General features: G+C 45.2%; 24 protein-coding genes. 1 reads left to right on the top strand and 23 read right to left on the bottom strand.

Annotated features, from left to right (window positions below; genetic code table 11):
- Window positions 1–11: 11 nt before the first annotated feature.
- From N5J47_RS04305 to N5J47_RS04260, 10 genes are all read right to left on the bottom strand, one after another.
- Window positions 12–770: a hypothetical protein gene (locus N5J47_RS04305; protein ID WP_279959076.1), complete on the bottom strand. Its 759-nt coding sequence runs from the start codon at window positions 768–770 to the stop codon at window positions 12–14.
- Between the two features lie 16 nt (window positions 771–786).
- Window positions 787–1,368: a DUF2612 domain-containing protein gene (locus tag N5J47_RS04300; protein ID WP_279959077.1), complete on the bottom strand. Its 582-nt coding sequence runs from the start codon at window positions 1,366–1,368 to the stop codon at window positions 787–789.
- On the bottom strand, window positions 1,368–2,513 hold the full coding sequence (locus tag N5J47_RS04295; RefSeq protein ID WP_279959078.1) for a baseplate J/gp47 family protein: 1,146 nt from the start codon (window positions 2,511–2,513) through the stop codon (window positions 1,368–1,370). The genes N5J47_RS04300 and N5J47_RS04295 overlap by 1 nt, the downstream gene beginning before the upstream one ends.
- Window positions 2,510–2,863: a hypothetical protein gene (locus tag N5J47_RS04290; protein ID WP_279959079.1), complete on the bottom strand. Its 354-nt coding sequence runs from the start codon at window positions 2,861–2,863 to the stop codon at window positions 2,510–2,512. Before N5J47_RS04290 ends, N5J47_RS04295 begins: the two co-directional genes overlap by 4 nt.
- A 41-nt stretch (window positions 2,864–2,904) precedes the next feature.
- A complete protein-coding gene (locus N5J47_RS04285) occupies window positions 2,905–3,585 on the bottom strand; it encodes a Gp138 family membrane-puncturing spike protein (protein WP_279959080.1) in 681 nt (226 codons plus the stop codon).
- A complete protein-coding gene (locus tag N5J47_RS04280; RefSeq protein WP_279959081.1) occupies window positions 3,575–4,543 on the bottom strand; it encodes a hypothetical protein in 969 nt (322 codons plus the stop codon). The genes N5J47_RS04285 and N5J47_RS04280 overlap by 11 nt, the downstream gene beginning before the upstream one ends.
- Window positions 4,540–4,839 (bottom strand): hypothetical protein, encoded by a 300-nt coding sequence (locus N5J47_RS04275; RefSeq protein ID WP_279959082.1) that lies wholly within the window; start codon window positions 4,837–4,839, stop codon window positions 4,540–4,542. The genes N5J47_RS04280 and N5J47_RS04275 overlap by 4 nt, the downstream gene beginning before the upstream one ends.
- An 8-nt stretch (window positions 4,840–4,847) precedes the next feature.
- On the bottom strand, window positions 4,848–5,471 hold the full coding sequence (locus N5J47_RS04270) for a phage baseplate protein (RefSeq protein WP_279959171.1): 624 nt from the start codon (window positions 5,469–5,471) through the stop codon (window positions 4,848–4,850).
- Between the two features lie 87 nt (window positions 5,472–5,558).
- Window positions 5,559–6,185: a hypothetical protein gene (locus tag N5J47_RS04265; RefSeq protein WP_279959084.1), complete on the bottom strand. Its 627-nt coding sequence runs from the start codon at window positions 6,183–6,185 to the stop codon at window positions 5,559–5,561.
- The gene (locus N5J47_RS04260) at window positions 6,186–7,043 is read right to left on the bottom strand and encodes a hypothetical protein (protein ID WP_279959085.1); all 858 of its coding nucleotides are present in this window, start codon (window positions 7,041–7,043) and stop codon (window positions 6,186–6,188) included.
- Window positions 7,044–7,186: 143 nt separating this feature from the next.
- Between N5J47_RS04260 and N5J47_RS04255 the strand changes: the two genes are divergently transcribed.
- A complete protein-coding gene (locus tag N5J47_RS04255; protein WP_279959086.1) occupies window positions 7,187–7,543 on the top strand; it encodes a lysozyme inhibitor LprI family protein in 357 nt (118 codons plus the stop codon).
- On the opposite strand, the gene N5J47_RS04250 is transcribed toward N5J47_RS04255, so the two are convergent.
- The 13 genes from N5J47_RS04250 to N5J47_RS04190 all read right to left on the bottom strand — a co-directional run bounded on the left by N5J47_RS04250 (window position 7,532) and on the right by N5J47_RS04190 (window position 17,089).
- On the bottom strand, window positions 7,532–9,673 hold the full coding sequence (locus tag N5J47_RS04250; protein ID WP_279959087.1) for a phage tail tape measure protein: 2,142 nt from the start codon (window positions 9,671–9,673) through the stop codon (window positions 7,532–7,534). The two genes, N5J47_RS04255 and N5J47_RS04250, sit on opposite strands and share 12 nt — an antisense overlap.
- Window positions 9,674–9,718: 45 nt before the next feature.
- Window positions 9,719–9,880 carry a hypothetical protein gene (locus tag N5J47_RS04245; protein WP_279959176.1) on the bottom strand — a complete coding sequence of 54 codons (162 nt, stop codon included), beginning with the start codon at window positions 9,878–9,880 and terminating at the stop codon, window positions 9,719–9,721.
- 11 nt (window positions 9,881–9,891) lie between these two features.
- Window positions 9,892–10,350: a phage tail assembly chaperone gene (locus N5J47_RS04240; RefSeq protein ID WP_279959088.1), complete on the bottom strand. Its 459-nt coding sequence runs from the start codon at window positions 10,348–10,350 to the stop codon at window positions 9,892–9,894.
- Window positions 10,343–10,789, bottom strand: a complete 447-nt coding sequence (locus tag N5J47_RS04235; RefSeq protein WP_279959089.1) for a phage protein — start codon at window positions 10,787–10,789, stop codon at window positions 10,343–10,345. The genes N5J47_RS04240 and N5J47_RS04235 overlap by 8 nt, the downstream gene beginning before the upstream one ends.
- Window positions 10,790–10,804: 15 nt before the next feature.
- A complete protein-coding gene (locus N5J47_RS04230; RefSeq protein ID WP_279959090.1) occupies window positions 10,805–11,956 on the bottom strand; it encodes a DUF3383 family protein in 1,152 nt (383 codons plus the stop codon).
- Between the two features lie 8 nt (window positions 11,957–11,964).
- Window positions 11,965–12,495 (bottom strand): hypothetical protein, encoded by a 531-nt coding sequence (locus N5J47_RS04225; RefSeq protein WP_279959091.1) that lies wholly within the window; start codon window positions 12,493–12,495, stop codon window positions 11,965–11,967.
- Window positions 12,496–12,870, bottom strand: coding sequence for a hypothetical protein (locus tag N5J47_RS04220; RefSeq protein WP_279959092.1), 375 nt, complete (start codon window positions 12,868–12,870; stop codon window positions 12,496–12,498).
- The gene (locus N5J47_RS04215; protein WP_279959093.1) at window positions 12,863–13,402 is read right to left on the bottom strand and encodes a hypothetical protein; all 540 of its coding nucleotides are present in this window, start codon (window positions 13,400–13,402) and stop codon (window positions 12,863–12,865) included. The genes N5J47_RS04220 and N5J47_RS04215 overlap by 8 nt, the downstream gene beginning before the upstream one ends.
- Entirely contained in the window at window positions 13,399–13,791 is a 393-nt protein-coding gene (locus N5J47_RS04210) for a DUF4054 domain-containing protein (protein WP_279959094.1), read from the bottom strand. The genes N5J47_RS04215 and N5J47_RS04210 overlap by 4 nt, the downstream gene beginning before the upstream one ends.
- A gap of 3 nt (window positions 13,792–13,794) precedes the next feature.
- Entirely contained in the window at window positions 13,795–14,157 is a 363-nt protein-coding gene (locus N5J47_RS04205) for a hypothetical protein (protein WP_279959095.1), read from the bottom strand.
- 2 nt (window positions 14,158–14,159) lie between these two features.
- Window positions 14,160–15,203 (bottom strand): DUF2184 domain-containing protein, encoded by a 1,044-nt coding sequence (locus N5J47_RS04200; RefSeq protein ID WP_279959096.1) that lies wholly within the window; start codon window positions 15,201–15,203, stop codon window positions 14,160–14,162.
- Between the two features lie 61 nt (window positions 15,204–15,264).
- Entirely contained in the window at window positions 15,265–15,744 is a 480-nt protein-coding gene (locus tag N5J47_RS04195) for a hypothetical protein (RefSeq protein WP_279959097.1), read from the bottom strand.
- A 13-nt stretch (window positions 15,745–15,757) separates the two neighbouring features.
- Window positions 15,758–17,089 carry a DUF2213 domain-containing protein gene (locus tag N5J47_RS04190; RefSeq protein ID WP_279959098.1) on the bottom strand — a complete coding sequence of 444 codons (1,332 nt, stop codon included), beginning with the start codon at window positions 17,087–17,089 and terminating at the stop codon, window positions 15,758–15,760.
- Window positions 17,090–17,104: the final 15 nt, after the last annotated feature.

Genomic DNA, 17,104 nt, shown 5'->3' with positions numbered 1-17,104 from the left:
CATCGTCCTATTCATGAAATACGCTTCCACACACATACCGTGATTGATGGTTGAATATTGTTGTGAGCCATACCACCACCTGTCATGCCTATCGCATCAGTTATGTTCATGGTATCAGGTGGTGAACTATTTAAATCAGGTGTTCTTCCTGTACCTGATGTACCAGCAGAATCCCCCAACGTGTGGCTATGAGCAGGCATTTCATCAATTGTAAGAACATGGCTATATTCACCGCCTGTTGCGCCTGGTGTAAGCATAAATGCAGGCGCACCGCCCTCATTTAAAAAAGCAGCCGCTACAAGTGCATGACCATCACCAAAACGCTCCCATGTTCCATAGCCAATGTGCGCATGAACATCACCCGCATTAGCAAATAGAGTTGTTGAAATAAATAGGTCACCTACTCGATATAGTTCATGAGCTTCCAGCAGAGCAATTCTTGTGTTTGCTGAATAAATCTGCTGTTGCAAGTCATCTATTTGTTGTTGAAGTCCATAATCAGCATTTTCTCTTTGGGTAATTTCATAATCAATTTTATCATTCAGCAGATTGTCGCTATAGATGCGGTCTGCTTTCTCAATTGTGATCTGGTCTTGTAGAAAATCAACACCGTCAATCACCTCATTAATCTTTTTGGTGACTGCATTAAACAGGTAGTTGAACCATTGGCGGGCGGGCTTTAATAGTGATGGGAAACCTAGATTCTGGTTCAACCCAGTAGTGTTTTTATCCCCGTTTTCAGAGAAAACCGTTAATTTCGTAATAGGCATTTTAAAATCTCACTGATCAATACTCATCAAACCGAAATTCCACACCCGCAGGTTTTGGAATCATCATTTTTGCAAGTTGTCTGTTGGCAATACTCATGGACTCATCAAAGCCCATGCTGATCCACATCTCACCACTGTCATTGATGGTGAACGACTCATCCAGCACAAGGCTAAGAATTTGAAAGGCATCAAAGAACGTGCAGTTACACTGGTTCTTATAAATCTGCGCCCTGATAACACGCCGTAGCAGTGTTGTGTCAATTGTTTTTGCGGCATTGCCAGAAACACCAGATTCCCGCCAAAACCCGCCGATTTCTGGATCATCTGTTTCACCGTATGGCAGCGCCTCTGGTTGGCCCTCAAAGCCAAAATACGGCATTGGTATCGCATCAGGAATGGCTGTTGGCGCTCCCACCCATTTCGCTATGGTGATAAGCTGATCACCTGTGGCCGATTCAAGATCAAAGTAGCTTGGCAAGCTTGCAATTGAATCCTTGTTGTTGAGTATTGGCTCTATGGATGCGCGGATGGTTGCCTCAAATTTTGGTTTCTCACGGTGCTGGCTCGTTAAAAGCCCGATATATTTATCAATGCTCATTAGGTGATTCCAATACTCACGTTATTGACAGTACACACAGCCAGTTCATTGAAGTTGAGCAAAAGGTCACTTTGATCATTTACCCAAATGCTTGCAATTTCATAGCTGGCGGCATCAAAACTGCCATTCAATGCGGCAGCGATATACAAATGCGTTTGTGTGATTTTTCCGCCGATCTCAACACGGTTGATATAGTCTGCAACTGACTGCTTGATCTTGAGTCCTGTACTGTCGTTGTAGTTGTTCAGCGCTACGATATTGACGACCACATTTGTAGTGACAACTGTCGGCCTGTAAAACTTAATCGTCTTTTCATTGCCAAACGGGTCAACTACAACCCTGCTAATATCACCGTCAGTGGCGCACCCCATTGTCTTTTTAAGCTGGATTACCTCTGCAATCTGCTGCTCATCACCACCAGAAATGACAAATGCGACACTATGAGGCGACATGCCAAAATCATTGACTGCATCGGAATCGTTCTCATACCCTCTATACCTGGTCACGCCATCCAGATTGGCTATTGCACCCAGCGCACCACTCAATAAACCCAGTGATGGTATTGTGGTAGAAATAATCTGTCTCTGACGCAAGGTCGCATCGTTTTCAACGGGATTACCCAGCACGGCGGCATTTGGGTTGTCTACAGAGACCCAACCGCGTGTTGGTGTAATGATGTTGGTAATATTGTGGGGTGTTGCTGAGATCGCCCCCAGAGATTCACAGACAGCGTTCACAGTGATGGAACCAGTGTTGTCGATGATTACTATTGTAGGTAGGAACCATCGGTGAGTACCATCTCCAACAATCCCGTTTTTAATCGTGGTTCCAATCGCCCCTGAGATGACAACAGGGGCAAAAGAGTTGGTGGGAATTGCCCGTGTTATTCCGTTAATTGCCACATTGCGAGATAAAGCCTCACCCAGCGCACTGACAGGAGAAAATGAGTTATAGACACCAACGGCCACGGCGGCGGTGTCACTAATCGCCCGTGCAATCAGAGCAAGGAATTGACCGTCCTGACTATCATTTTCAAGATAGACATCATTCCCATAAATCCCCTTGTACTCATTCTTCAGGTCCAGCAGGATTTCTTCAAAGGTGCTTGCAGAAACGCCGTTTTCATCAATCGTCACATAGCTCATAAAGACTCCTGCAAGGTTGTCTCACCATAAATGGTGTTAATGGTTGTTTGAATTGCCAGTTCGCGGGTGTTGGGGTCATACTGGGTAAAGAAATCAGTAATCTCAGTCACACCCTGGGTTCCCAGAATCCGTTGCTTGATGACTTGCTCATAAAGCAGGCTGGTGCCACGGCCAAGCACCTGATCCAGCCAATCAGTTCCATCATCAATATTTAGGAACCATTCACCCACCCATAACCTAAGGCGGGTTAAAACAGCCTGTCCCACTGCCTGTGGTGTGTTTTGGTAAAAATTCGCCTGGCTATTACCGAACGAGTAATCGCCGTTTTCATCCAGTTTTCTATAGCGCATAAAAAAACCATGCTTTCACATGGTCTCCTGTATTGGTCAGATTATGGTTGAGGAGGCCCCGATATATCAGAACCGCCCTTGACTCCAGTTGTAAGGTGCCCAATCAAACTAATTGTTTTAGCTACCACGTCAGCAAGGGACTTGATCACATCAGTAACAGTCAATGTCTTGGTCATCACAACATCAGCATCAATATTTACCTTGGTGGCTTTCAGGTTGATTTCCTTTGTTTCAGGATTCAGCTCAATATAAGCCTCACCATCATCGGTGCGTATCTGCAAAGCCTCAGTAGAGATGTTTTGCACTCTGTTTGGCTGTGACTGTGGAGCAAAGAAAGCAAAGCCATCTGACAAGTCATGTTTGCGGTTATCAAATGGATTCTGAATACCGCCATTCTGCCACCAGACATCTATGCAACGATCCGCAAACACCACAAAACACTCATCACCTTTTTTAATCGGGTGGGTAATCACACAACCACCACCACGGGTGAACATCACAGGCACATCTTGCAATACGGGTATTTCCTCCATCGAAATCGTACCGTCCTGCATCCGTATGGGAATCCTGATTGCTGGTTGTGCTGTAATTGTTACCTTGTCAGCATCATAGCTCTCAACAATGCATGGCATTCCGACCCAAAACCCTGCTTTCTGGGCGTTAAGCATATCTTGGATGGTTTTTGTCTGGTTATTTACAACCTGATTAACACTATACGGCATTTTGCACCCCCGAAATGGCAACACCAGTAATAGCCTGTGTTGCACCAACACCTAGGGCGACAACGCTTGTTGTCCAAACATCCCCGCGTGTATCACCCGAATGAGAAACTCCAACAACCTTGTAGTAACCATCAGCACCAAAGGCTTGTTTAAAATCCTGATCAATTTCCTGCTGACCATAGCCCGTATCAAAATTTTCAGTTTGAACTAAACTTTCATTAATCTGAACTTGGTCATTGAGTTTTATTTTAGGATTCAACAGTACCTCAGCAAATAAACCGCTGGCTGTAAGCTGTGGCATACCGATCAAGCCTGTAGCTGTGCTTAATAAATAGGCTGTAGGATCGGCAGGTTGATTACGATCTACAATTGTAATTTCACCATCTGCGCCATAGGCCCAATCCTGATTATTGTTGTCAGCATACTCTGTTAAATATTGTGAAGCTTGACCAAAGATAGTCCATCCTCTTGATGCCTTGGCGCTATTTGCTGATGGAGCCAAGTAACCACTTTGTACACCATTATCTTTAAATGCTTTAATAATCTCTTGCTTACGCTGCTCAAGATCATATCCAGCAGCCAAGTTGCCTTTAATGACGGCAAAGTTATGCACCTGATCAGCATTTTGGGCAATGATGCATAAATAGGTATCTGTAGGTGACTCTCGTCCACGCCTAAACTGGAAAACCTGTCCCTGAAAAATCAGGCCCATATTCCCCTCATATCCCGCATATAAGGCAAAATCCTGACCTGTTGTAAATTGCTGGTCATCCCCTTTAAACTTGTTCATTGTCTCAACAGAGATGTTATATATATAAACCTCCGCTACCGATGGTTGTCCAGATAAAGCCTGCCTTACCTCAAAAGCTATTCTCATATTTGAGAAATCCAAGGCATCAGGTTCGCCTTTTTTAATGCCAACAATCAATTGACACACACGATTCCAGTTTTCACTCATGGGTCCACCCAATAAAGTTTGAGATTGTCGCTACCAACACTCTTATAATCTGGATTTTCCAAGCCATCGGTATACACCCATAACTCTCCCTTAATCTTGTGCCGATACTGCTTGATCAGGTTTACACCTGTCACAACAGCAATACCGTTCACCAACGGCGTACCATCTGGTTTTGCAATATCCAGAAACCAGCCCACAGGATCACGCCAAAGCAACTTAAATTTATAGGTAGTGCCATTGAGTGGGGTAAAAAACTCCTGAGCACCCGCCCGCAAGGGCAATTCAAAAATAGCCATGTGATCTCCTAATTTAAAAAGTCTTTAATAAAATCAACCGCTTTATTTTTAATTTTAAGCAAGTTAGAGGCACCATCTTTTGCAATTTGAGGCTGAACTGTACCTGCATCTACTGGCGGTGCGGTAGCCTCTGGTTCTGCCTGCTCCTCGATCTTTAAGTCAGTTTCCTGTACGGTTGTTATGAAAACTTTTCTTAAAGTCATCGTAACAAGCAAGGCGTTTTCAGACTCAACATCCGTTGTGACTTTCAGTGACTTAATCAGCATATCCGTATAAAGCCGCTTGCCAGTCATCACCACCAGCCTGATCTTATTTCGCTGTAGTGCCTGCAAAGCCTCATAAATGCCAATCAATGACGGCGTTCCTGCGATAAAGCTATTACCCAGCAATCCATTAAGCTTGCCTGCACTTTCAGACCAACCCAGTTTTATTGTCACCTCTGGCGGACTCATATAAGCATGGTCGGAAATCGGAGACCCAGACTCCACAGGATGCTCGGTGATGTTTAGTTCATCGCTATGCTGCTCCTCAATTGTCACATCAGCAAACAAGCCCATGATTGAGCGTTTTTTTGCAAACAATAAAGAACCAACGGTCTGAATCTGGCTACTGTACTGTGATGCCTGATTCATAGCAGATTGTACAATTGGTGGAAGTGCCATTTATTTTCTCCAATAAAAAACCCACCATAAGGTGGGTCTTGTTTAGTAGAAAAAGCCTTAAGGACTCTTATCTGTTTTGAGCTGTGATACTAATGTGGAATCCAATTCGACTAGCTTTCCTTTGTAATCAATATCATAAACAGTTAGCCTACTCGCATCCATCGCATCATAGCTATGAAAATCCGAGACAGGTAATTTACTAATCACATCATCAGCTTGATTAGGCTCTACATTCATTAAACGTTTAATTTTTTCACCTGTTGAGGGTGATGACAATAGAGCATCAATATTATCTTCAAAACTTTCCAGATCAGCGGAAGTAAGTCTGTTACCATCCACATAAATAGTACATGGGAAACCCTCTGCACCTAATTCCAAAACAGTTAAATCTTCTGATTCTTTCTTATTGAGTGTCGATAGTGCAACAATAACCTGATTGGTTGGTTTCAAAATATTTGGATGATTGTTATTTAATGTAGACACTAATGTGGCTGCTTTTAAGAAACTATCCATTTGACTGTCTCGTGTCTTTAAAGAAACCTTATTGGAGGTAAAGCACTCCAAATCCTCTCTAACACTAGAAATAACATCAAGAATAGCCTTTAAGTTTTCTTCTTTAGTTTCAGAAGCATGAATACCAAGACCTATTGATTCGCCAAAATGTCTTCTTCCCTCTCTAGTCATTTATATCACCCTTTCAATCAGCATGCTGATAGCCATATGATCAGATATAGCATCCTCCAACAAGGAATTTGTGTCAATAATTTCCACTAATTTATCCTTAAACTTCCAATTTTTTCCTAAAAAATGACTAGATATTAAAATCTGATCTATAACATGCCAATCATTAAGCAAACCCGCTTTTCTTAAGTAATATGTCCCTGATGGCGTATCATTTTCAATTGCAATTTGCGTAGAGGTTAGAAATTTCCAACATGGATTGTAAAAAAGTTCCTTTCTGAAATTTACCAGCTCTTTTTCTCTAGAGGACTGAAGTTTTGAAACCAAACTTTCATGATGTGGTTCAACATTAAAATCCCCTAATAATATGGTTGGTTTTACCAAATCCTTATTCACCGCATTTCTTAAATCTTGGGCAATACTTTCGTAAAGCGAATCATCTGTAGATTGTTTACTTGACCAATGGGTAAGATACAGGACAATCGAGTCATCCATAGGTGCATACCGAAACTCATACCTTTGAGCAACTTTTGTTTGCCTACCTCCTACTGAATATATTAAATTCTCAAAGGAGTTCGGATTAGCAACCAGTTGATGTGTTTTCTTAAAGAAAATACAGGTATCAAAAATCAATTTACCAACCTTATTACAGCCATTTACTACAGTGTATTCAGAATCGGTTAATTTTAGTTCACTGGATAAGACATCAACATCTTCACTTGAGACTTCCCCTAAACAAATAAAGTCACATCCATAATCCATAAACATTTGTATAACTTTAGAACATGCCTTTAGACTCTCTTCTTTTGTTAGCTTTTTCTCAGTTTTTGATCGTTTACTTGTTGGTGGGGAAAAACTCATATTCCACCATACAATTGAAAAATATAGGCTATCCATGCGAAATTAAAATCATTAGCTAAGCCACAAAAATAAACGATAAATAAGATTAGTCAATACAAAAGGTTATTGGTACATTACAACCATCAAAAATAAGGATTTTAAAAATGAAAAAACTACTCTTAATCTTATGCTGCACTCTCAGTGCTGGGGTTTATGCTGCTGAAACTGAGTGCGATAATCCGTCAAACTCTTTTGAGGCTCAGAAATGTCTATCAGTTGACGTGAAAAAATACAAAAACGAACTCAATACAGTATATAAAAAGCTCTACTCACAGACAGATGCAAAAACTGAACTTGATGCCGCTCAAAAAGCATGGCTGAAATACAATGATCTTCAATGTGGAAAATTCGTAGCAGAATATACTGGTCACAGCCCTGCTACTGTTGTAATGGATTTAGATTGCCAGTCAACTTTATTACAACAGCGCATTAGCTACCTACAAACCCTCTTATCCGAATAACCCTGCTGCATTCCTAGACATCTGCAAATTAACCGCATCCTGCTCCTTTCTAACAGCTTTAGCTGTCATCGGAGCATCACCGCCAGTCACATGAATATCGGTTTTTTGGTTAATATTCACATTTTTACTTAAGGTTTGAGCATTTGAATTCTGAGGCACAACAAATTGATTGCTACCTGGTATAGTGGCATTTTGGGCCATTCTAGCAAGAGCATCTTTATTCAAATTAGCTACATTCCATGCAACTTGATTTCTTTGGCTTGCCGTATTATCCACAACGCTCAATGCAGATTTTAACTCATCGTTATATCTGCCTGAACCATTAGGATAATACTTTTTCCGAGCTTGATAAATCAACTCAACCTGCTCTTTAGCAGATAACTGGGAAATATCCTTGCCCGCAATCTTCTGAATTAAAGGCAATAATTTTCTAATAACGCCGCCGTGTTGGATTGAGCTACTAAAAACCGCTTCTCGCACTCCCTCATTATCCAGATTAAACCCAGCATTTGAATAAGCTTTTGCAGCAGGCTTATACCAGAGGTTTGCAGCGCTCTTATCCTGAGCAACTTCAAAGCCACTAGGATCATTTTTTGCTAATTCTTTCCATTTTTTACTAAATGCTTTTGTTTCTGGCTTGATGCCATCAAACTGTTTTGCAATTTCTGGATTATCAGCAAAAAACTTTTGTAGCCCCCCTTTAGCACTATTAAATTGATACTTACCATAAGCCCACCCAGCAGGGTCGCCGTTTTGGTCTACATCCTTATTTGCACTGTCAATTTTGCCCTCATACTTGGCAGACAACCAGCCTAAGTGCTTAATACCCGCATTAGCCTGCGCTTTTTCCTGCACGTCATCTTTGACACTATTGACGGTATCAACCACAGCCTTAACGGCGGCGGCCCCTGCCTGCTGCACTGCATCAGTTACCTGCTGCTTGGCCTGCTCAGGATTGGCTATTGCATTAGCAACTGGCTCAATGATGTTTCGTGAGGTCCAGTCCACAGCCTTGTCATAGGCGCCCTTGGCAAACTCCATCCATGCCTTGGCAAGGTTTTTCAGTTTCTCGGAAAGGGTCTTGATTGATTCTATGGCCTTGTCTAAACCTTTGGACCATTTACTCCAGTCAATCAGAGACTCACCGCCGTTTTTCCAAGTTTGGTAATCATCCCAGAGCAGGGCAATGGCAGCCGCTAGCGCAAGGACAATCCCGATTGGTGAGGCAAGGAATACTAGGCGCAATGCCTTAAAGACATTCAATAGGCCCGTCAACATCGGCAGTAATTTTGCAAACTTGGCAACGGCGCTAAACAGCCCACCAAAAACTACCGTCAGCAAGGCAATTTTAAGCCCCGTTGCAAGGAATGATTTAAGCTGCGGATCGAGTTGGCCAAACCAGTGAATGATAAACTGGATAAGTTGATTCAATAGTTTGAGTACAGGAATTAAAGCCTTGCCTGCGGTCATCAGGATGACTTCCATTAAGGCTTTAAGCTGCATCATCATGTCACGCCATTGGTATGCAAACTCCTGACCTGATTTTGCCAAATCATCATTCAATCCCATGCTTTTACGCAGTTTCTGATATTTATCCATCTCTGACGTGAATTTGCCATCACGCATAGCCATCAAGGTTGTTTCATCAATACCCAAGGCACCTGCATAGGCATTGGCCTTGTAATACTCCATACCCTGCAATGTTTTGGACAGGTCTTTCATTACCTCCACACGGTCCCGCATCTGTCCATTCTGGTCGCGGGTATTCACCCCCAAGCCCTTGAGCATCCCCTCATAACCTGGGGACTCCCGCAACTTACGGGCCACACTTTCCAGTGATGACAAAGCGCCCTCGGCACTTCCGCCCATCTGACTGATTGCATCACCATAGGCACGGATATTATTGGCAGAGGCACCAATACGCTGTGATGAGTAATACAGTTTCTCAAGCTCATTGGCGGTCTTGGCAACGGCGATGACTGCTGTACTCGCCAAGGCAATCAGGGCACGACTTAATAACTTTGCCGACTTCTCATTGCTATCTAAAGCATCTTTTGACTTTTTTGCACCTGAATCATCTGTTTTAAATGTCAGTGCTACAAGGAAGTCACGAATAACTGTACTACTCATTTTTAAATCCTTTAGGCAATAAAAAAGCTGCTCATCAGAACAGCTTTATTTTTGTTCACTTGCCAGCCTCTCATTATCAACCACCACATTTAAGGCATCGTTCATAAGGGCAATGTCAGCTAAATCTAATGTGCCATCTTTTAGTGATTCAAAACGGCACATCCCTTTAATGACGGGACGGAGAAGCCAATCCTCACCATCTGGCAAGCTACGCCAGTTTATTGAGGTTCCGTTGCCTTGGTCTGGCTCGTAGCCAGACCTGCCATAAAATTTCCCAGACTAGACCGCAACACAGCAATAACCAGAGGGATAATCTCCGACATTTCCATATCATCAAAGGCAGGGGATTTACCGCGCCAGACTGCGGCGAAACCATTGTCGGTTTTACGGCGAACAACAGACATACACTTGCTTAGCACATATTCCGTATGTTCGTCCGTCATTTCTGCCAATGCTTCCGCAAATGGCTGGAATGAGGGTGCCAGTGTCTTAAGCACATCAATATCAATGGCTTCCATTTCATCAAGATCAGTCAGCCCAGCATCAACAATGCTCACCAATAAGGGTGCAATGGTCGGGATGACTGGTGCAATACGGCGGGATACGTGCAACTGGTCCAGCGCACTAAGCTTGCCAATCTGGTATTTATAATCGCCGATTTCAATTAAATCATTCACTATAATCACCCTGTTTAATTTCTAGTTTGATTGCATCAAAAACCCACTCAACAACATCGCCGTCTTTGGCGTATTTAAGATCGGGGCGTTTCTTGAACGCGCATTTTGACGCCGTGCCGTTGTCACCGCTGCCTGTATGGTTAAAGGTAATGGTGTTTTTACCCCATTTCTTGGTATTGCTTTTTTGCAGATCATATAAATCTGAAAGCTTGGCATTTGCTGGTGAGGTCTTTAACAGGCGGATTGTCACCTGACCAGAGTTGTCGCAGTGTAGAGAGTGCATACCCTCACCATCTACGCCGATGGTCATGGTGTTTTTATCACTCGCCATTGCAAAGCTGATACCCTCCTCAGCAATGGCCGCACCGTACCCTAGGTCAATTGTGGCGTCAGGGCTTTTTAAGGTCGCCTGAACATCCAAAAAGCTATAAGTAGACATTTATAATTCTCCCTGTTAGCGGTTCACATTAACCAGAACGTCAGCAAAGTGAATCGCACCTGCCAACTTAATCGCAATCTGGATAGGTGGCGCAATACGCCCCTCGCGGTCTACCTGATTCTGGTCATCAATCGGGTTTGAGTACACGTAATACCCCTTGGACAGGTAATCACCCGTTTTCAGGATGCCGAATGAATCGCCATTCCATACACCAGGAGCAACAAGACCATTGGTAACTGACTGCTCAAGCCCATCCTCAAGGACCGCACAGTAGCGGTTCATACCACCCTCAGTCTGAGGAATCTTGGTTGGACTGGTATATTGCAGGTTCCAGATAGCGGTTTGCAGATAGTTTTGCAGCCAATCAAGGCCATGACGCTCATCAATGAACGTGCCACTACACATGACACCCTCCTGAATGATTGCCGTGTCATTGTTGTACTCAGCAAAGACATTGCAGTTTTTACCCTTAAGGGTCATGGCCTCACTTGTTCGCAGGTACTCAGCCGCAATTGTTGGCTGCTGCTTAAACTTGAGTGTGATTGCGGTATTGTTGCCCAGAAAATTCACCGACAATGCCCGCGCCAGAAGTGAAACAACCGCATACGGCGAATCGCTGGAATATTGAATCAGGGTGCGTTCAAAATTCTTTTTCTTGAGCTTGTAGGCAATATCGGTAGGTTCCGCATTATCTGTGGCGGGGGTTTTCACCGCATCTACCTGTGTGGCAAATCCCACGATACGTGACGGTACTGACGCCTCAATAAATTCCGATACCGCAATAATGTCGTTATCCGTTGCGATTGGTGCCGCAACCGCCAAGGCGTACCAGGCATTTGAGGCATCGGCACAGGCCTGTACAGCCTCCAACAGTGTCTCTGGTGGATTTTCCTCATCACCCGCCTGCACCCATCGCCCGATATAAACAGTTGTTGGTCGCGGGTTTTGGGCAAAAAACTTGATTGCCGCACTGTATTCTGGATCAGTCAATCCGAAATCCTCACCAACCTCGGCAATTGATGAGTATGGGCGGATGCGCTCACTTTCAGTGATCACAGGAGTGGAACCCAAGATCAGTAAGGAACCAAAGCTGCGGGTCTGTGCGGCTTGTGGGGTCAATGAAATCTGTACATTAACAACCAAATCCACAGGTAATGCTGCGGTCATAGTTACTCCTAGCCCATATCAATACTGGGCGGTGTTTCAAAGGGTAATATTGGATAATGGCTTGCCTTTTCACGGCGCATGGTGAACGACAGGTCATAACGCCGTAGCCATTGCTGATTCAGCAACTCTGGTACGGTGCGTAAAGGCTGCGTTCGTACAAATGTCATTCCATGCTGTTTTAGCTGCCTGTTGTTTTGTGGAATCGCCAAACCTGTCTTGAACAGCTTTGCCTTTGCTTCCGCCTGTGGGCCATAAAAGGAGGCCAGCACCTCAAAGGTTTCATGGTTTGAGACATTCCCGCCATCATCTATATACGGCGAATCTGGATCATTGCTTTCAGTCACACCAATTGCGGCCCATGTGATGTTTGGTTCTGGCAGTTTGGGTGAGGTGGGTTGCCAGCGTGGACGTACCAGACTTGGTTCAAGACCTGTCAGGTTCACAACATGAACCTGAAGAATGTCCTCTAGCTGCTCATCACTTGGCAAAGCTCCACCATCAGGTGACAAATAACCACCTGTTGCACTTGTATTTGACATTTAAGAACCTGCTAACGGTTTCAGGATACAGACCGCCTGAATAAAGCCACGACCAAAGTGCGAGTAGTCCTCAACACTGTTGACAATATAGTGCTTGCCTCGCCAGCAAACCTCGTCAGAATCCCGATGGTCAAGGCCAGCCACAAGTCCGAATCGGGTCACAATGTTGATTGCGCCTGACACAATGGAACCGTCAGGACGGCGGTCAAGGTTGACCCCATCATTTGAGGTCACGACACCAGAGAAACGGGTGGGACACTGCTTGTTCTCTGCCCGTCCCTTGTCATTTACTTCCTGAACATTGCGAATACACACAATGTTCCTGTCCATAAACCGTGGGTCACGCAGGACACTGGTAACATCCAACCTAGCCATCATCACCCCGCTTGCGAATAACATAGGTTACGCTTTTTCGCATTTCGCCCGTGTCTATCAATGGTCTGACCAAGCCAGCTTCTGGTGTGCCTGAATCAAGCTGTTTCAGGTATTCCTTAGCACCCTTGCGACCACGGCGGGCACGGTTCTGGATGGTTACCAGAGACAATGGCGCAAGACTGCCCTCAACGAAATAAAGCCTAACTGCATTTTGGGCGATCATCCCTGCTGCGTTATAGTGCTTCATTACGCCATCAGGATTGCTATCAAGCGCAGCATCCACCGCCTTGCAAAGCCGATCCGCAATTTTTTCCTGCACAGAGGCAACACCTGGAACCAATGTTGGCCGTGCTGGGATGTTTTTGGCAGGTGAACCATGTTCATGCAGATAGTAAAGCTGGGCATTGGTCATGCCGTCTGCATCGGTACGGCTTTCGCCGTGTGGAATCCCCACCAAAACCTCTTTTTCCATCAGGGTCTCTATGGCGTCAAAGATGCCAGCCAAACCCTCACCCGTCATCGTGACACTCATAACTGAACGCCTCCCATGCCCACCATACGCATCAATTGATAAAACTGAATCCCGTATGTGGTCATATTCCAGTGTCCTGCATCGTCCAGCGTAATTTTTGACACATCGAGCGACACAGAAACATTGTCCACTGATTTAGATGTTTCCACACCCTGCACCTGTCCCGCATTTGCAGAATCCCCATTGCTTGTGGCATCGGCCTCACGCGCATACAGGACAAGGTAATGGGCAACAAAGAGCATCTGGCCCTCATCGTACAAATCAGCCCAGCGACACTCATTCAACATTTTTTTTGAAAAGTTCAGCCAAAAATTAAACTGTGCCGTTGGGTAAACATCCTTGTCCGCAAATACGGGAAAAGCCTGCCTAAAATCTGATTCGCTGATCATGGGTTATTTTTCCTTTGTTGACTCTTTGGGCTCTTCACCCCCTTTTGGTTGATCATCAGGGGACTGCAACTCATTCAGCTTTGCCTGCAATTCAGCAATCAACTGCGCCTGCTCGGCAATCTTCTTGTCTGCATCCGCAAGCTGTGACTTGGCTGTTTTCAACTCACCCTGTACTGCTTTTAATGCCTTTTTACTTTCATCAACCTGCAATACATCATCGGTAATGGGTTGTGAGTGTGCTTTCACATACCAATGCTCGGCAATCTCCTTATCCACTTCCTGCAAGCCAGCGTCCAGAGACACTGACTCTTCTTTGTTGATATGCACCACCAATGGACGTTCCAGCAGAATTTTTACCTTAGCCATGATTACACCCCATCAGCATAGTAGGCGGTTTCAGGATATACCCACTCGACTACACCCAAGCGACCAAAATAGGTGGTCAACTGGCGTAAATCGCGGTACTCGATTGGTGTACGCTGCAACGGCACAAGCGGGAAGCGCACACGGTTCTCATCCTGTGTGTAGGCAACAATACGGTCCGTATTTGCGGCACCACGGCCAGTCAGCCATTTAAGTGGCTGAATATCCAGTTCGCGACCATTTACTGAGTTGGACAGGCTATTCTTTTTAAGGAACTCAAGAATAGAGATGTTACCCGCATCGGAAACAATACGACTGGTCAGCAAACTAAACTGGATTGGTGGAAGCAAAAGCTTGTCAGGACATACAGCGAAACCCGATGCAACCCAAGCCTGATTGAGAATCAGGTTCACGTCATCCAGAATCTCCTGCGCCGTCTTGTTCTTCCAGAGTGCGGAACCGCCTGCACCATTAGGCACGTTGGTCGAACCCACTTGAGTAGAGTTGACAAGACCCTTAACACCCAGGATTCCATCACCGATATAGACCTGCTCATCGACATCCATGTTGTACTTGAGCATCATGCCACTGTGTTTTTGGACATCAACAGGACGGCCAACCGCCTTGGCAGACTCAAGTTCAGGAATTGTGAAACCGATCTGCATACCCCACAGGCTTAACGGGTTCGCCGTTTTGCCAATATCAAGGGCAATGCCCGCAATGGCATCGGTATTCTTGCCAATCCATGACTTGCCGTTTGGTGATGCACCACCAGCCGCAGCAAATGTGGAGTTGGTAAAGGATGATGTTTCGTCAGCAATTGAAACGTCAGAACGCAGGTCAATGTCACGGGTCCATGTGACACTGGCAAGCGGTTCATGGATGCGCTGATCTAGGCGCTCAAGCTCACCCACCAAAAATGCGCCAGCACTGTCAATGGTGCGGGCATCAAAGGTGAGCATGTGGTCGCGGGTTTGGGCGCGTACTGGTTTGCAAGTTCCCATTGCCACAGCCTGAGCAAGAGTAGTTGCGATTAAAAGCTTACTCATATCTTATTTTCTCCATGCACAAAAAAACCGCCTAACTGGCGGCTGTGCGAGCAATTAAAACTTAGATGTTATAGGCAATTTCAACATTGCCAGCCGCATCAGCATCGTGCATAAAAATGGCATTGGACAACTCAATTGTATTTGCCGTGTCATCCACAGCCTCAATGCCCCCGATTGGTTTGCCTGCGGCTGGTGTCGCCACTCGGACAAACACGGCGCCACCTTTCTTGGCGGTGCCAGCATTACAGGAAACCGTCATGTAGCCACGGCGCAACACGTCCTGAATACCTGATGTTAGCGGAGTTGCCGCCCCCTGTGTATTGGTCGCGCTTTGCACTGGATATGAACGAACCAACAGACCAAAAACTGCGGTATCGGCGGCACCCAACGGGGCAAAATTACCATTGGCATCCAGCTTCCCAAATAAGCCATATGCCGCAAAACCACCAGTGATGGGATGCGCCTCAATGGTTGACTGGCTCTTGCGTGTCACATCGCCAGGGATGCCACTTGGCATGCGGTATAAAAATGCGTTACTCATGTTTCATTCTTCCTTATTTTCCACGGTTAGCCCAAAACTCACGGTTACGTGCATTAATGTCTGACACAGAAGTTGGAGCGCGTCCAAAATCCTTTGTTGAGATACCAGAGCGCACACCAGAGGCGTTGTTCTTTTGCTTGATAAGCTCAGAGGCACCAGTAAACGCCGTGTCCACTGTCATCTGTGGCATGGTGTCAAAATTGGTATTTCCACCAATAAACGGCGCAATCGCGGCCTGACCATCGGCTGTTAAGTATGCCTGTTTCAGTGCCTGACGCTTAAAGCCTGTAACAGTCTTGCCAATATCCTTGGCGGCGGCGTCCAGTGTTGGCAGGTGAATACCAGGTGAAAGAATTTCAGCCCGTGCGCGCACATCAGCCAACGAATCACCCGTATGGTTCTGCACTCCCTCCTGTGACAGTTTTTTAGCTTCCTCAGCCTTTAAAATGTCATCTTCGGTTTTTTCAGGATTGTCCTCATCGTCCTTTTTGTCTGGATCATCACTGTCTTTGGTTTTTTTCTTTTCAATGGCAGACATACGCTTATCCATGGTTTTCATGAATTGACGCATCTCAGCCTGAAAAGCCGCATCACCCGTTTTGGTTTTTCCCTCGTCAGGCTCGTCATCATCTTCGGTTGGAAGATCAATATCCTCATCCTCAACCGCCTTTGCCAACTTTTCCGCCTCATCAGCATCCTTGGTTTTAACAAGATTGCGGATACGATCAGCAAAGCTGACCTTTTTCTTTTTCGTCTTATCAGACATAAAACTATCTCCAATTGAGCAACGCGACCCGCATCGCCCTTTGTCAACCAATGCAACGTGATTGCCCACAATGTTGCTCTGTACCCCTTTGCCCTTGCTGATTTCAGTGTATTCAGCATCATAGCCAAGGGAAATTTCCACTTTTCCTCCCGTTACTGACTCAATTGCATCCTTGTCAGTAACCAGGAGGTCCGCCATTAGGTATTCACTATCAACACCCGCGCCACGGCGAACGTTCTGCGCCGTACCAACCGCCAACTGCTTCCAGTTTTCAGGATTCACCCAATCATCAGGATGATCGTCAGTGATTGCCTTACCCTCAAAACTCGCAATGGTTTCTGGTCTAAACAAGTCATCATCACCACGATGTACAATGATCAGCCCAGTATCATCCGCCGTTACAGGCACCTCACCAGCCATATACATCAGGGTGCCAGTTCTGGCGATGGGCACGTCACGGCAAAGTAAATATCCCTCTGGTGTGACTTCGCGCGTTCGTCCGATCTGCCCTGTTGTATAGATGTTGGACCGATCAACCGTTTTGCTCTGGGTGTGTTTTTTATGTTTCTTCTTGAACATAAGCCACCTTTAAAT

This window comes from Acinetobacter sp. GD03645 (assembly GCF_029845285.1).
GTDB classification, from domain to species: domain Bacteria; phylum Pseudomonadota; class Gammaproteobacteria; order Pseudomonadales; family Moraxellaceae; genus Acinetobacter; species Acinetobacter corruptisaponis.
Note: the sequence above shows the minus strand (reverse complement) of the source record. Positions and strands in the feature narration are given on the sequence as shown.

Coding starts and splice junctions, on each gene's coding strand:
- N5J47_RS04205 (WP_279959095.1), bottom strand. CDS start 14,157: ATGGCTAAGGTAAAAATTCTGCTGGAACGTCCATTGGTGGTGCATATC.
- N5J47_RS04215 (WP_279959093.1), bottom strand. CDS start 13,402: ATGAGTGTCACGATGACGGGTGAGGGTTTGGCTGGCATCTTTGACGCC.
- N5J47_RS04250 (WP_279959087.1), bottom strand. CDS start 9,673: ATGAGTAGTACAGTTATTCGTGACTTCCTTGTAGCACTGACATTTAAA.
- N5J47_RS04235 (WP_279959089.1), bottom strand. CDS start 10,789: ATGTCTACTTATAGCTTTTTGGATGTTCAGGCGACCTTAAAAAGCCCT.
- N5J47_RS04225 (WP_279959091.1), bottom strand. CDS start 12,495: ATGTCAAATACAAGTGCAACAGGTGGTTATTTGTCACCTGATGGTGGA.
- N5J47_RS04195 (WP_279959097.1), bottom strand. CDS start 15,744: ATGAGTAACGCATTTTTATACCGCATGCCAAGTGGCATCCCTGGCGAT.
- N5J47_RS04210 (WP_279959094.1), bottom strand. CDS start 13,791: ATGATCAGCGAATCAGATTTTAGGCAGGCTTTTCCCGTATTTGCGGAC.
- N5J47_RS04285 (WP_279959080.1), bottom strand. CDS start 3,585: ATGCCGTATAGTGTTAATCAGGTTGTAAATAACCAGACAAAAACCATC.
- N5J47_RS04280 (WP_279959081.1), bottom strand. CDS start 4,543: ATGAGTGAAAACTGGAATCGTGTGTGTCAATTGATTGTTGGCATTAAA.
- N5J47_RS04260 (WP_279959085.1), bottom strand. CDS start 7,043: ATGAGTTTTTCCCCACCAACAAGTAAACGATCAAAAACTGAGAAAAAG.
- N5J47_RS04220 (WP_279959092.1), bottom strand. CDS start 12,870: ATGGCTAGGTTGGATGTTACCAGTGTCCTGCGTGACCCACGGTTTATG.
- N5J47_RS04230 (WP_279959090.1), bottom strand. CDS start 11,956: ATGACCGCAGCATTACCTGTGGATTTGGTTGTTAATGTACAGATTTCA.
- N5J47_RS04295 (WP_279959078.1), bottom strand. CDS start 2,513: ATGAGCTATGTGACGATTGATGAAAACGGCGTTTCTGCAAGCACCTTT.
- N5J47_RS04265 (WP_279959084.1), bottom strand. CDS start 6,185: ATGACTAGAGAGGGAAGAAGACATTTTGGCGAATCAATAGGTCTTGGT.
- N5J47_RS04255 (WP_279959086.1), top strand. CDS start 7,187: ATGAAAAAACTACTCTTAATCTTATGCTGCACTCTCAGTGCTGGGGTT.
- N5J47_RS04270 (WP_279959171.1), bottom strand. CDS start 5,471: ATGAATCAGGCATCACAGTACAGTAGCCAGATTCAGACCGTTGGTTCT.
- N5J47_RS04300 (WP_279959077.1), bottom strand. CDS start 1,368: ATGAGCATTGATAAATATATCGGGCTTTTAACGAGCCAGCACCGTGAG.
- N5J47_RS04190 (WP_279959098.1), bottom strand. CDS start 17,089: ATGTTCAAGAAGAAACATAAAAAACACACCCAGAGCAAAACGGTTGAT.
- N5J47_RS04290 (WP_279959079.1), bottom strand. CDS start 2,863: ATGCGCTATAGAAAACTGGATGAAAACGGCGATTACTCGTTCGGTAAT.
- N5J47_RS04305 (WP_279959076.1), bottom strand. CDS start 770: ATGCCTATTACGAAATTAACGGTTTTCTCTGAAAACGGGGATAAAAAC.
- N5J47_RS04275 (WP_279959082.1), bottom strand. CDS start 4,839: ATGGCTATTTTTGAATTGCCCTTGCGGGCGGGTGCTCAGGAGTTTTTT.
- N5J47_RS04200 (WP_279959096.1), bottom strand. CDS start 15,203: ATGAGTAAGCTTTTAATCGCAACTACTCTTGCTCAGGCTGTGGCAATG.